Annotated in this window: 14 protein-coding genes; 7 read left to right on the top strand and 7 right to left on the bottom strand. The window is 69.6% G+C overall.

What is annotated here, in order from left to right; genetic code table 11:
- The first annotated feature begins 70 nt into the window (after window positions 1-70).
- Both F4559_RS13860 and F4559_RS13855 read left to right on the top strand, forming a co-directional pair.
- Window positions 71-898, top strand: a complete 828-nt coding sequence (locus tag F4559_RS13860) for an alpha/beta fold hydrolase (protein WP_184668972.1) — start codon at window positions 71-73, stop codon at window positions 896-898.
- Window positions 898-1,695, top strand: coding sequence for an alpha/beta hydrolase (locus F4559_RS13855; protein WP_184668970.1), 798 nt, complete (start codon window positions 898-900; stop codon window positions 1,693-1,695). The genes F4559_RS13860 and F4559_RS13855 overlap by 1 nt, the downstream gene beginning before the upstream one ends.
- Window positions 1,696-1,705: 10 nt before the next feature.
- Here F4559_RS13855 and pip read toward each other — a convergent pair whose 3' ends face one another.
- Window positions 1,706-2,683 (bottom strand): prolyl aminopeptidase, encoded by a 978-nt coding sequence (gene pip / locus F4559_RS13850; protein WP_184668968.1) that lies wholly within the window; start codon window positions 2,681-2,683, stop codon window positions 1,706-1,708.
- A gap of 102 nt (window positions 2,684-2,785) precedes the next feature.
- Here pip and F4559_RS35900 point away from each other — a divergent pair, with 102 nt between their 5' ends.
- The gene (locus F4559_RS35900; protein ID WP_184668966.1) at window positions 2,786-4,009 is read left to right on the top strand and encodes a pentapeptide repeat-containing protein; all 1,224 of its coding nucleotides are present in this window, start codon (window positions 2,786-2,788) and stop codon (window positions 4,007-4,009) included.
- A 211-nt stretch (window positions 4,010-4,220) separates the two neighbouring features.
- On the opposite strand, the gene F4559_RS13840 is transcribed toward F4559_RS35900, so the two are convergent.
- Entirely contained in the window at window positions 4,221-5,000 is a 780-nt protein-coding gene (locus tag F4559_RS13840) for a hypothetical protein (RefSeq protein WP_184668964.1), read from the bottom strand.
- Between the two features lie 92 nt (window positions 5,001-5,092).
- Window positions 5,093-5,683 (bottom strand): hypothetical protein, encoded by a 591-nt coding sequence (locus F4559_RS13835; protein WP_184668962.1) that lies wholly within the window; start codon window positions 5,681-5,683, stop codon window positions 5,093-5,095.
- Window positions 5,684-6,159: 476 nt separating this feature from the next.
- On the opposite strand from F4559_RS13835, the gene F4559_RS13830 reads away from it, so the two are divergent.
- Genes F4559_RS13830 through F4559_RS13815 form a run of 4 tightly spaced genes read left to right on the top strand, consistent with a single transcriptional unit; the run spans window position 6,160 to window position 9,173 of the window.
- Entirely contained in the window at window positions 6,160-6,693 is a 534-nt protein-coding gene (locus F4559_RS13830) for an EF-hand domain-containing protein (protein ID WP_184668960.1), read from the top strand.
- Between the two features lies 1 nt (window position 6,694).
- Window positions 6,695-7,720 (top strand): isocitrate/isopropylmalate family dehydrogenase, encoded by a 1,026-nt coding sequence (locus F4559_RS13825; protein WP_184668958.1) that lies wholly within the window; start codon window positions 6,695-6,697, stop codon window positions 7,718-7,720.
- Between the two features lie 17 nt (window positions 7,721-7,737).
- Window positions 7,738-8,331, top strand: a complete 594-nt coding sequence (locus tag F4559_RS13820) for a cysteine hydrolase family protein (protein WP_221447226.1) — start codon at window positions 7,738-7,740, stop codon at window positions 8,329-8,331.
- Window positions 8,301-9,173, top strand: a complete 873-nt coding sequence (locus F4559_RS13815; RefSeq protein ID WP_312865631.1) for an SAM-dependent methyltransferase — start codon at window positions 8,301-8,303, stop codon at window positions 9,171-9,173. Before F4559_RS13820 ends, F4559_RS13815 begins: the two co-directional genes overlap by 31 nt.
- A 10-nt stretch (window positions 9,174-9,183) precedes the next feature.
- Here F4559_RS13815 and F4559_RS13810 read toward each other — a convergent pair whose 3' ends face one another.
- From F4559_RS13810 to F4559_RS13795, 4 genes are all read right to left on the bottom strand, one after another.
- Window positions 9,184-9,555 carry a hypothetical protein gene (locus tag F4559_RS13810; protein ID WP_184668954.1) on the bottom strand — a complete coding sequence of 124 codons (372 nt, stop codon included), beginning with the start codon at window positions 9,553-9,555 and terminating at the stop codon, window positions 9,184-9,186.
- 121 nt (window positions 9,556-9,676) lie between these two features.
- Window positions 9,677-10,045, bottom strand: coding sequence for a roadblock/LC7 domain-containing protein (locus tag F4559_RS13805; RefSeq protein ID WP_184668952.1), 369 nt, complete (start codon window positions 10,043-10,045; stop codon window positions 9,677-9,679).
- Window positions 10,046-10,108: 63 nt separating this feature from the next.
- Window positions 10,109-10,813: a hypothetical protein gene (locus tag F4559_RS13800; protein ID WP_184668951.1), complete on the bottom strand. Its 705-nt coding sequence runs from the start codon at window positions 10,811-10,813 to the stop codon at window positions 10,109-10,111.
- Between the two features lie 362 nt (window positions 10,814-11,175).
- A complete protein-coding gene (locus tag F4559_RS13795) occupies window positions 11,176-12,354 on the bottom strand; it encodes a hypothetical protein (protein WP_184668950.1) in 1,179 nt (392 codons plus the stop codon).
- Window positions 12,355-12,735: the final 381 nt, after the last annotated feature.

Below are 12,735 nucleotides of genomic sequence, written 5' to 3'. Positions count from 1 at the left end.
GGCTGCCGGACAAGATCTACCCGGTGCCTACGGTCCAGGGAGTCCCGGGCGACGAACAGGAGTGTCGACGATGCCCCACGTGACGACCGCCGACGGTGCGCGGATCTTCTACAAGGACTGGGGCGAGGGCCGCCCCGTGGTGCTCAGCCACGGGTGGCCGCTGAACGCCGACAGCTGGGAGGCGCAGCAGCTCTTCCTGGCCCACAACGGTTTCCGCGCGATCGCCCACGACCGGCGCGGCCACGGGCGCTCCGACCAGACGTGGCACGGCAACGCGATGGACACCTACGCCGACGACCTCGCCGCCCTCGTCGACGCCCTCGACCTGCGCGAGGTCACCCTGGTCGGCTTCTCCACCGGCGGCGGCGAGGTGGCGCGCTACGTCGGCCGGCACGGCACGTCCCGGGTCGCGCAGGTGGTGCTCGTGTCCGCCGTGCCGCCGTTCATGCTCCGGACCGACGACAACCCCGACGGCGTGCCGGGCGAGGTGTTCGACGACCTGCGCGCCGGATCCCTCGCCGACCGGTCGCAGCTGTACCGGGACCTGGCCGACGGCCCGTTCTTCGGGAACGACCGCCCCGGCGCGGCCGTGTCCCAGGGGATTCGCGACGCGTTCTGGCGACAGGGCCTGGAGGCCGGGCACCACAACGCCTACGAGTGCGTGGCCGCCTTCTCCGCCACGGACTTCCGCGCGGACCTGGACGCGTTCGACGTGCCCACGCTGGTCATCCACGGCGACGACGACCAGGTCGTGCCGATCGACGTCGGCGGTCGCGCGTCCGCCGCCCGGATCGCGCACGCCGAGCTGATCGTCTATCCCGACGCGCCGCACGGCATCACCGACACCCACAAGCAGCGCCTGTCCGACGACCTCCTCGCCTTCCTCAGGAGCCTGTGATGACCGCGCCCGACACCATCGTCCTGATCCACGGCTTCTGGGTGACCCCGCGCAGCTGGGAGCACTGGATCGCGCACTACGAGAGCAAGGGCTTCCGCGTACTCGCCCCGGCCTACCCCGGGTTGGAGGTCGAGGTCGAGGCGCTGCGGGCCGACCCGACGCCCATCGCCGAACTGACCGTCCCGAGGATCATCGACCACCTGTCGTCGGTGATCGACGCGCTCGACGCCCCACCGATCCTGATCGGCCACTCGGCGGGCGGGGCGTTCACCCAGATCCTGCTCGACCGGGGTCGCGGCGCGGTCGGCGTGGCCTTGAACTCCGCGCCGACCGAAGGCGTCCGGGTGGTGCCGTTCAGCCAGGTCAAGTCGACGTTCGCGGTGTTCAAGAACCCGGCCAACCGGCACCGCGCGGTCCCGATCAGCTTCGCGCAGTGGAACTACGCGTTCACCAACACGTTCACCGAGGACGAGTCCCGCGCGCTCTACGAGCGGTACGCGATCCCGGTCAACGGCGGCATCGTGTGGGGCGGCGTGCTGGCCAACTTCCAGCCGGGGCACCAGGACACGTGGGTCGACTACCACAACGACGCCCGCGCTCCGCTGCTGTTCGTGGCCGGCGGCGAGGACCACATCATGCCGCCGGCCGTGCAACGGTCCAACGCCGGGCACTACAGGTCGGACACGGTCACCGAGATCGAGGAACGACCCGGCTTCGCCCACCTGCTGCCGGCGCAGCCGGGGTGGCAGGAGATCGCCGACCACGTCCTGGACTGGGCACTGCGGCACGCCCGGTGACGGCGGGGGATCACCCGTCCTGACCGCGGCCGAAGCGGTCGAGGGCGGCGATCATCGCCGCCCTCATGCCGCCCCCGCCGTGACCGGTGTCGTCGAGGACCACGAGTTCGCTGCCGGGCCAGGCCCGGTGCAACGCCCAGGCCGTGCCGAGCGGTCCGCTGACGTCGTAGCGGCCGTGGATCAGCACGGCGGGAGTCCCGTGGAGCCGATCGATCCCGCGTTGCAGCTGTCCCTCGTCAAGGAAGCAGCCATTCGACCAGTAGTGGGTGACGATGCGGGCGAAGACCAGCTGGAACGCCGGATCGGCGACCGACAGCGAGGGTGTGGCGTCGGGGGCCAACGACATGTGCGCGTCCTCCCACTCGCACCACCGACGTGCGGCCGTGGCACGGACCTCGGGGTCGGGGTCGTGGAGCAGTCGGCTGTAGGCGGCGGACAGGTCGCCGTCGCGCTCGGCGGCGGGCACACCGGCACGGAACCGTTCCCACTCACGCGGGAAGACGCGGCCCATGTCACGGGTGATCCAGTCGGTGTCGCGGCGGTCGCCGTTGGTCACGGCCGCGAGCACCATTTCGGTCACCCGCGCCGGATGCGCCTGGGCGTAGGCGAGCGCGAGCGTGACGCCCCACGAACCACCCAGAACCAGCCAGCGGTCGATGCCCAGGTGGACCCGCAGCGCCTCGATGTCGTCGACGAGGTGCCCGGTGGTGTTGGCCGACAGGTCGACGACCGGATCGGCGGCCGACGGAGTACTGCGCCCGGCGTTGCGCTGGTCGAACAGGACCACGCGGTAGCGGTCCGGGTCGAACAGCCCCCGCATGCGCGGCGTGCTCCCCGATCCGGGTCCCCCGTGCAACGCGACGGCCGGTTTGCCGTCGGGGTTGCCCGACACCTCCCAGTACAGCGAATGCCCGTCGCCGACCTCCAGCATGCCCGACTCGTACGGCTCGCTCGACGGATGGCGCCCGTCGTCGGAAGTGTTCGTCATGGGGGCATGATCGCGCGGCGGCCACCTCCCCGCCGCCTCCTTGTCCGACCGTCGTCCTCGGGCGTGTCCGAACCGTCAGTCGGCAGGGACAAGCTTGGGCCGATGAACGGACATCCCCCGCGCCGCCGCGTCCCACCCCGCCCGTCCGGACCGGTCGCCCGCCCGGCCGGGCTGCACCGGCCGCGACCACGTCCCCGTCGACCGGTGAACTGGACGGCGGTCGCCTCGCTGCTCGCCGCACTGGCCGCGGTCGCCGGTGTGGTGTTCACCGGCCTGGCGTTGCGGACCAGCCGCGCGCAGAACGCCCTGACCGAACAGGGCCAGCTCACCGACCGGTACGGCAAGGCCGTCGACCAGCTCGACCGCACCGGCCCGGAACACCTCCAGGGCCGTCTCGGCGCCGTCTACGCCCTCGAACGCCTCGCCCGCGACTCACCCCGCGACCACCCCACCATCGTCGAGGTCCTCTCCGCGTTCGTCCGCACCACCACACCCCGCCCCACCCGCACGGGCGCCACGACGTGCCCGGACCAGACCGTCAGCCCCGACGTCCAGGCGGCGCTCACCGTCCTGGGCCGCCGCGACCAGAGCCACGACCAGACCACCCGGATCGACCTGCGCGACACCTGCCTCACCGGCACCGACCTCACGGGCGCGAACCTCGTCGGCACGGATCTCGCCGGCACCGATCTCACCCGCGGGGACCTCACCGGCGCGAAGCTCCGCGACGCGCACCTGTCGAACGCGACGCTCGCCGACGCGGACCTCGGCGGAGCCGACCTCACCGAGGTGGACCTGACCGGCGCCCACCTCGCCGACGCCGACCTCACCAGGGCGGACCTGCGGACCGCGAACCTCCGCGGCGCGAACCTCACCCGCGCACAACTGACCGGCGCCGACCTGCGCGACGGACACCTCAGCGGCGCGGACCTCACCGAAGCGAGCCTCGCCAACGCCGATCTCACCGGTGCGAATCTCACCGGCGCGCGCCTCGCCGACACCGACCTCACCGGCGCGGACTTCCACGCGGCCGACCTCGGCACCGCCGACCTCACGGACGCCGACCTCGCCGACGCGAGTCTCGCCGACGCGAACCTCGGCGGCGCGAACCTCACCGACGCGGACCTCCGCCGCGTGGACCTCGGTGCCGCGGACCTCCGCAAGGCGATCCTGCGCGGAGCGGACCTCACCGGCGCGAACCTCCGAAGCGCGAACCTCCTCGGCGCGGACCTGCGCGGCGCGGACCTCGCCGGCGCGCTCCACGACGAGAAGACCGTCGTGACCGGTGTCCTGTCCGACGCGGACACCGCGGGTGCGTGGTGGTGACCGCCACCCGAGAACGGGTATCCGGACGACCCGGGAAGGCACACCGGCAGGCCGGGGGCTCCACTCGTCCACCGGTGGGGCCGGCCCCCGTCGAAACCCGGGCACGGCGACCGGGGCGTCGGTCAGGCCGCTGGTCGCGGCTCCGTCGCGCCCGGCACCGACGCGGCATCGGTGGCGGGAATCGCGGCCGGTCGCACTTCGCGTTCTCCGCCTATATCGAGGCGAACGACGAGGTGCGGTCGTTCCACCCGACGCCTTCGAGGTAGTGGTTGAATCCGCTGTACGGAATGTACAGCGTAGAGCCGTTGTAGTAGGTGTGTTCGTAAAGGACCGTGGCGGTGGAGCCGTACGGCGAGTTCTTGACCGAGGACGTCTCGTCATTCCAGTCGTTGGGCCACATGCACCCGTACACGTGGGTCAGCCGCTGGTAGCCGTAGTTCTTCTCCAGGAAGAGCCCGCAGCCACTGAATTCCATGTGCTCGAAGATGATGCTTCCGGTCGTGTCCCAGCCGTAGGAGGAGACTCCGTCACCGCCCCGTGCGCCGGGACCGACAACCCGCCAGCCGACACCGGGGGTGTCCGGGTTGGCGTGCTTCGACGGTTTGGCCAGCGCGTGCTCCGGGCCGCCCCGCGAGTGCACGAACTTCTCCAACGCGTCGGGAGTGGTGAACGTGTGCAGCCGGCCCGGTGCGCCGTCGCTGCCCGGGAAGTAGGCCATGTGCAGGACGTAACCGTTGTAGGCGAGAATCGTCTCGCCGGGCACGGGTCTGCCGTTGATCGACAGGGGCACCGTCGGAACGTGGTGGATCGCCGCCGCGTCACGGACTGCCGACGCGGTCTCCGGCGCGTACGCCATCGCGGGAACCGGTCCGGCTCCGACGAAAACACCCAGGATCGCCGGCAGCGCCGCGGCCGACCACCTGACCACCGACCGTGGTAACCGCCACCCGGGCTTGCTGTCGACGGTCTCGCGACCGCGGGTCGTCTTCATGAATCTCAACCCCTTTCCAGGTCAGGTCGTACGTCGGACCCGGCACGGAACCCGCCTCGTCCCGTCAGCCGCGCACGGGAGACCGGCCGCTTTCAGAACCAGAGCCACACCGGAATCGTCCACCCTTCCGGACAGTCGTAGTGCGAGTGGCAACCTCGCACCTTGAGCTGATAGCTGTGCCCCGGGGCAATGGCACCCGGCCACAGGACGGTGTCCGTGAAGCTCGCGCTTCCGCTCGTCGGATGGCATCGGGACCCGGCCACGACGAAGCAGGTCCCCTCGGCCAGGCCCAGTTGATTGTCCCGGTCGAGTCGGATATGCCAACGTTCATACGCGAAGGGAGCGCTCGTGCCCCATTCCAGGTCGAGCTTGAACGAAGTCGTCCCACCGTATGCGAAACTGGACCACCATCCCGATATGACCATGTAGTCACCCTTTCCGGGTGACCAGACCATCTGGCCACGCTCAAAGTTCTGATAGCGGCCGTCATAGGTCACCCACAACGGCGATATGGCACATCCGTACGTGTGCGGGTGCATTTTCCAGCGGGGATCGAAAATTCCGGACACCCCGACGCAGCCGTTGTCGACCAGTACGCCCCGGGCAGCACCTTCGGCGGGTACGGCGACGATTGTGATCAGCAGCATGGCGACCACGACCGTGAGCACGGTCTTCCGAATCACGTGAACCCCCTGCCGAGTCCGACCACCCTGACCGAAATCGACTGTCACCCCGGCCGCCGACGTCACCCTCTCGAGGACCGCGGAATAATTCCGATGTCGACTGGCATAGTGCGGACCGATACAGGGGGACCGGACCACGGCCCGGTATAATCAGACCCGACGAACGCCGAGACACAGTCTCTCCCGAGCGGTCCCGGGACGCGACGGCCGAACGTATGAACCTGCCACCGCCGATCGGAATCCGTTGAATCGGGACGTCGGACAGACGGTGGCACGTGATCTTTTTTCGACGGAAAGAGTTTCCCCGCCGGACGTTGAATTTCGACCCGACCGATCCTCATCTCGATCGACGAGGCACCCGGCGCGACCCGCTCGGGCATCACCACTTCGGGTGAACGACGTGTACCCGATCTCGGCGAGCCCCCTACGGTCGGCCGTGGTCCGCACGGCGTGGGCCGGAAAGGGGTCGGTCGGGGATGCGGGACGCGGCGGTCGAGCGGGTGTCGGTGGTGTTCTCGTTGTTCGACGCGAACGACAGCGGGAAGTTGGACGGCGAGGACTTCGAACTGATGGCCAGGCGGGTGGTGGTGGCCGCCGACGGGTCCGGTGAGCCGGCGCTGCGGGAGATGGTCGAGGCGTTCCGGGCCTACTGGGCGACGTTGGTCGCCGAGCTGGACGTCGACGGGGACGGTGAGGTCACGTTCGAGGAGTTCCGGACCTGTGTGCTGTCGCCGGAGCGGTTCGACGCCACCGTGGCGCGGTTCGCCGACGCGTTGGCGGAACTGGGCGACCCGGACGGCGACGGGTTGATCGAGCGGTCGCGGTTTCTGGCTCTGATGAAGGCCATCGGTTTCGAGGAGGGCAAGGTCCACGCGTTGTTCGACGCGTTCGGCCCGTCCGAGGACGACCTGGTCGCGGTGGACACCTGGCGTCGGGGCATCGTCGACTTCTACGCCCCGGACAAGGCGGACATCCCGGGTGACCTGCTGGTCGGCGGCGGGGTGGGCTGAGGTGGGCGCGGTCGTCGGACTGGCCGTGGGGCGTGGTACCGGCGCGGAGTTGGCCGACGTCTTCGAGCGGGTGCTAGGGGTGCTCGCCACAGGGGTGGCGGTCGAGCGTTCGCCGCGGGTGTACGACTCGTATTTCTCGTTACGTGACAACGACTCCGGCACGCCGGCGATGCGGGAGCGGACGCTCGCGGACGCCGGGCACTACGAGCGGTTCTGCCGGGACCTGGCGGCACGGGGTGCGCGCGCCGTGTTCCGCACCGCGATCAACGCCCAGTCGCTCTACCTGGTCCGGCAGCGGTTGCGGGCGGTGAAGGTGGACGAGATCACCGCCGGACTGCTGGTGGTGCGGGACCAGGCCCAGGGTTTCTACACCGGCGACAACGAGCACGGCCCGGGGATCATCACGCGGACCACGGTGTTCCGCCGGGAGATCACCCGGGAAGTGTTGTCCTACGCGGTGGAACGTGCGCGCGAGTTGTGGCCGGAGGGCCCCGCGGAGATCGTCCTGGCGTACAAGTTCCACCTGCTCGACGGCGAGTTCGACCGGTGGGTACGCGAGGCCGCGGCGGATGCGGGTGTCGCGGTGCGGTTGTGCCAGCCGGACACCGTCAACCGGGACCTGCTCGAACGCGGACCGGTTCCGCGCACGGTGATCGTGGCCGGGAACGAGTGGGGCGACATCATGCACGTGCTGCTGCTGGACCGGTACGGGTCGCGGCGGCAGGAGGAAAGCTGCACGGAGAACGTCTACCTGCACCCCGACGTGGCCGGGTTGACGGAGTTCCAGACGGTGCACGGGTCCGCCGACGACATCGCCGGACGGGGCCTGGTCAACCCGACCGCCACCGTCCGCGCCGCGGCGGCAGTCGCGCGACAGGTCGGGTGCGCCGGGGCGGTCGTGGCGGTGGAGCGGGCGTTGGCGGCCGTGGCCGACGAGGGCATCGCGACCCCGGACCGGGGTGGCCGGCACACGACCACCGAGGTGGTCGACGCGCTCATCGCTTCTCCCGATCTCCTGCACGCGTAATGCGGGCATTGGTCGTAATGGACCTGCAAAACGACTTCTGCGCGCCCGAGGTCGTGGCCGCCCGCCACGGCGCCGTCCCCGAAGACCTCGGCGGGGTGGTGGCGCGGGCGGTGCGATCGGTGGACGTGGCGCGCGCGGACGGTGTCGAGGTGGTGTTCGTCCGCTTCCTGGGCGACTTCGTCCACCAGGGCGCGAGTTGGCGTGCCCGTGACGCCGTCCTGGACAAGCGACCCCAGTGCCTGGAGGGCACGTGGGGCGCGGAGTTCCACGCGGTGACGCCCGCGGGCGACGAGCGTGTGTTCACCAAACGGGCGTGCTTCGACGCCTTTCTGGCCGACGGGTTCGAGGCACACCTGCACGCACGCGGCGTGGATCACCTTGTGCTTGCCGGTCTCTACGCCGACGTGTGCGTGGACTCCACCGCGCGCACCGCGTTCCAGAAGGGACTGCACGTCACCGTGCTGTCCGACTGCACGACCAGCCTGCACCTGCCCTGCCCGGACGTGCTGCGGTTCATGAACCGCGTCTACGGTGCGCGCACCCTGCCGCTGGACGTGTGGGCGACGGAAAGGAACCAGGCGTGGACGGGATCGACCGGGGCGTCGGGGTGACGGCGTTGATGGTCGCCGCGGCCCGCGCCATCGAGCACCGCCGCCCCGACGCGCTGGCCCACGACCGGTTCGCGGAGCACTTCGTGCGGGCCGCGACCGTGTCCAGGGCCTGGCCGGTGCACCCGCGGGAGGTTCCCGAGGGCGACGCGCACCCGGTGTGGGGCAGACTCGCCCGCTACTTCGGCCTGCGGACCAGGGTCCTGGACGACTTCGTCGCGGAGTCGACCCAGGTCGTGCTGCTGGGCGCGGGACTGGACTCCCGGGCCTACCGCTTACCCTGGCCGCGCGGCACCACCGTGTACGAACTGGACCAGGCCGGGGTGCTGGGCTTCAAACACCACGTGCTCGACCGGTCGGGGGTCGACCCGGCCGCCGGGCGGGTGCCGGTCCCCGTGGACCTGCGGCGGGACTGGGCACCGGCGCTGCTCGCGGCCGGTTTCGACCCCGCTCGCCCCACGACGTGGCTGGCCGAGGGACTGCTGCTCTACCTGCCCGCCGTCGCCGAACAGGCCCTGATCACCGCGGTCGACCGGCTCAGCGCCCCCGGCAGCCGACTCGCCTACGAGATCAAGTCCGTCCGCGAGGTGCCGCGGATCCGCGACAGCCCCGTCTACCGCCGGGCCCGGCAGGAGATCGGAGTGGACCTGCTCGGCCTGTTCGACGACGACCCGCGCCCCGACTCCACGATCGCCCTGACCTCCTACGGCTGGCGCACCAGCACCCGCACGCCTTTCCACTTCACCGACGTGCACGGGCGTGGCCCACGCCCCGAACCCCACGACGCCCTCGCCGCCAACCGCTGGATCTTCGCGGACAAGATCACCGCCAAGATCACCGCATGACTCCCGGCCCTCACACCTGGAGGTCGACTTCGATGCGCTTGAGCTGGTGCCGGGCCAGGGCGAGGTTCGCGTGGTCCCTTTCCAACACCAGGTAGAGGAAGAGCGAACTCCGGAATTTCACCCCGCTCAACAACCTGATCAGGTGGTACTGGCGGTGCAGCGTGATCAGGATGTCCTCGATGTTGTCGTTGAGCCCGAGCGTCGACATCACCCGGAGTTTCGACCGGACGACCTCGGTGTTCCCGGCCGCCGCGAGATCCAGGTCCAGCCAGTCGCCGCCGCCGCTCGTGCCGAGCGACATCCCGCTGTCGTAATCGACCAGGGCGACACCGACGGCGCCGGCGATGGACATGGCCTCTTTCAGTGCGGTATCGATGTTCATCAAATCCCACTTTCCTGTGTCGACCGGCGATGGTGAGGACGCGGCCGGCCGCCTGCGCGTCGGCCACGCCTGGAAACATTTCCGAATGAACGAGGTCATCAAGGTCGGCTCGACCGGCAGGCTAAGAGGCCAGGATCGAGTTGACCCGCTCGATCACCGGCCGGGTCTCGTAGATGAGGCGGCCGAGGTTCAACCCCTCGTCCCCGAGGACGACCATCAGCGACATGCCACCGATGGCGTACACGGCCATGTAGCCCGCACTGCCGAACACCACGGTCTGGCTGAGTTTGCCCAGACCGATCACCTCCGCCGCCTGGCGGGCGATTCCGAGGTCGGCGGCGGCGAGTGCGGAGATGTGCGCGGGTTCGACCCGCTTCGCCACGTCGGTGAGGATCGGTATCCCGTCGGTCGCGGCGATCACCGTATCGGTCACTCCGGAGACGTTCTCGCGAAGCTTCCGCAATTCCGCGGCCAGGGCGTCGTAGTCCACAAATTTCCTTCCTGATTCCGAGGATCCACCCTGATCACGCAGGGCACTCCACGATCGGCACGCCTACCCCGGCGCGGGTCCGGACCTGGTCCGACCCGGTCGGCGGGTGGGGAGCGGCGGCACCCCGACCTCCTCGGCGCGGCGGTCGGTCACCGTGTCCGCCCGTGGCCGCAGTGAAGCGAGTCCACCGTGCACGAAATTGAACGCCGCCGCCGCCGGGGCGGTCTCCAGGAGCTTTTCGTCGAGCATCCGCGAGATCTCCGCCGTGACGGGGTAAAGGCTCGCGCCGATCGCGAAGGCGATGTCCCGTGCGGTACGCCGCCCGGTCGCGTGGGCGACGATCTCCTGCCGTTCCGCGCCCAGCTCGGCGGGGCCGGCGGAACGGGCGGGCACCACCCGGTCGCGATGAGGTGAAACGAGGACGGGTAACGAGGCGACGACGTCCAGCCGGTCGGTCGTCTCCGCGAGCAACTGGTCCACGGTGACGCCGTCGGACGCCGGGACGAACGGCAGCTCGGCGGATCCGCCGATGACATAACGCTCGATGTCACCGGTGACCATGGCGAACGCGCCGTCGTGCAGCACGGTCGCGGTGAGGGCTCGGGTATCCGCGTTCCCGACGTTTCCCCGGGCGACGAGCGTGTCCGCACCGGGCGATCCGGGACTGCGCACGCCGGTCACCACGCCGTCACGCAGGTAGAACAGGCCGCCCGGATTTCCCGCGATGTACAACGCGCCGGTGACCCGACTTTCGCGGCACTGCGCCAACGCGTGCGCGAGAACGCCGAAAGCGGTTCGGTGATCACTTCTCAGAGGTCACTCCGTGTCGATTCGGGACTACAGGCCGGTGTCCGGTCGATCGGACAGCCGATCAGGCACTTACCCCTTATCGAAAGGGTGGCCCATGCGCTAATTCTTACCCGACGACACCACACTTTGTGCCAAGTGTCACACGATCGAGTGAACCATTCCCACTGATGTAACCAGCTAACTCACCGTGAGCATTTTCTGATTCCCGACGTTCCCGAACTCGCCGTCGATTTTCCATCGGGAAAGAATCCATGCGTCCGTCGAGGCGGACAGCGAACCGGCGGGCGCGGAGTCCGCGCCCGCCGGGTCCGATCAGCGACTCAGAGGCGGATCTTGTAGATGTGGTAAGCGGTCGAGGAGGCGAACGTGTCGGTGAACTTGCCGCCCGCCACCGGGATGGTGCGGCCCTCGTCCACGACCTCCACCGAGGTGCTGCCGGCGGCCTCCGGCGGCAGGTTCAGGGCGAAGCTGCCCGTCGCGGTGCCACCCGGGATCCCGCTGCCCATGGCGAAGACGTACGCGTATCCGTTGTGGACCTTGAGCATCGTGTCCAGCGACGGGTTGAACGTCCAGGCGTAGCTCTGGGAGTTGAGCACCGGGGCCAGCGCCTTGATCTGACCGTTGACCTTGGTCGCGGCCTTGGTCATCGCCGCGTAGCAGTCGCCGCCGAACAACGCCGTGTACCGGAAGTTGTTGCTGCTCGGGCACCAGTCGCCGTACGTGTGGTTGAAGTAGTTGATGCCGCGCGCGCCGTGGATGATCATGCTCATCACCGCGGCCTGGAGGTGGTCGGGCTTGATCGCCGGGTTCTCCGCGTACGGCCGGCCGTTCTCGACGAACCCGAACACGCTCTCGGTCTTGCCCGACTCGGCCGCGATCTCCCGCTGCTTGGTCACGCCGTAGCCGTAGTTGGACGGGCGGTAGCACTCGTCCTCGGTCAGCAGGCTCTGGTTCCGCGCCGGGAGGTCCGGGTGGGACAGTCGGTCACAGCCCATGAACCGGCCGTACCAGTAGGTGTCCAACGAGACCGCGCCGTTCACCTCGAGCCACTGCGCGGCCATGCCGTCCTCGGGCGCGTAGTTCGGCCAGATCATGTTCGCGGTGAAGTTGGTATAGCGCATCCGCCCGTCGTTCGGGAGCTTGGCGGACGTCGACTTGAGCAGGTTGAGCGCGTCGCCCTGGCCGAACTGCTCCGGCTCGTCGGCCAGCAGCCAGCCGACGGTCTCGGACCCCAGGTTCGGGTTGGTGGTCTGGTCGTGGATCGCGAACATGCCCGCGTCGCGGATCAGGTCCAGCCGGGGCGTGTCGTACAGCTCCAGGTACGTGTTGATCCCGACGGCCTTGTCCAGGTCGATGTCCTTCTGGGACCCCACGGTCGCGCCCCACACCGCGATGGGGAAGAAGTTCGGGTCGTTCCACGCCGAGGACTTGGCGAACTGGCCGTAGTACTTCGGGCCGCCTTCCCACGGGACCAGCGGGAGGGAGAGCGCGTTGCGCACCGGACCCTGCGTCGGCGTGGCACTCGCGACCGAGGACGGCGTCGCCGAGGCGGACGAAGAAGCAGAGGCGGAGGACGGGGAGGCGGATGTCGAGAGTGGGAGCGTCCCGCTCGCGCACCCGGGGCCCGGGTCGCAGGAGGCGGCGACACTACCGACACCCGCCGTAGGTCTGTCCCACGGCGAGAAGGCGACGACACCGGCCACCGCCAGGCCGACGACCGCGAGGGGAACGATCACACGCTTCTTCACGGGGCTCTCCGCACTGTCAGGTTCGGCCGTGCCCCGTTCACGGCCGGAGGTGGTCTCACCGGTGGTCACCGACGACGGTCGGGACTTCGCACCCGATGGGGCCCGCGATCACGCGGCGGGCGACGAAGCGGG

This window comes from Saccharothrix violaceirubra, assembly GCF_014203755.1.
GTDB lineage: Bacteria > Actinomycetota > Actinomycetes > Mycobacteriales > Pseudonocardiaceae > Actinosynnema > Actinosynnema violaceirubrum.
The sequence above is the reverse complement of the archived record's forward strand: the minus strand, read 5'-3'. Positions and strand labels throughout refer to the sequence as shown.

What these genes read in the sequence shown, in the direction of transcription:
- F4559_RS13860 (WP_184668972.1), top strand. Translation starts at nt 71, where the DNA reads ATGCCCCACGTGACGACCGCCGACGGTGCGCGGATCTTCTACAAGGAC.
- F4559_RS13855 (WP_184668970.1), top strand. Translation starts at nt 898, where the DNA reads ATGACCGCGCCCGACACCATCGTCCTGATCCACGGCTTCTGGGTGACC.
- pip (WP_184668968.1), bottom strand. Translation starts at nt 2,683, where the DNA reads ATGACGAACACTTCCGACGACGGGCGCCATCCGTCGAGCGAGCCGTAC.
- F4559_RS35900 (WP_184668966.1), top strand. Translation starts at nt 2,786, where the DNA reads ATGAACGGACATCCCCCGCGCCGCCGCGTCCCACCCCGCCCGTCCGGA.
- F4559_RS13840 (WP_184668964.1), bottom strand. Translation starts at nt 5,000, where the DNA reads ATGAAGACGACCCGCGGTCGCGAGACCGTCGACAGCAAGCCCGGGTGG.
- F4559_RS13830 (WP_184668960.1), top strand. Translation starts at nt 6,160, where the DNA reads ATGCGGGACGCGGCGGTCGAGCGGGTGTCGGTGGTGTTCTCGTTGTTC.
- F4559_RS13820 (WP_221447226.1), top strand. Translation starts at nt 7,738, where the DNA reads ATGGACCTGCAAAACGACTTCTGCGCGCCCGAGGTCGTGGCCGCCCGC.
- F4559_RS13810 (WP_184668954.1), bottom strand. Translation starts at nt 9,555, where the DNA reads ATGAACATCGATACCGCACTGAAAGAGGCCATGTCCATCGCCGGCGCC.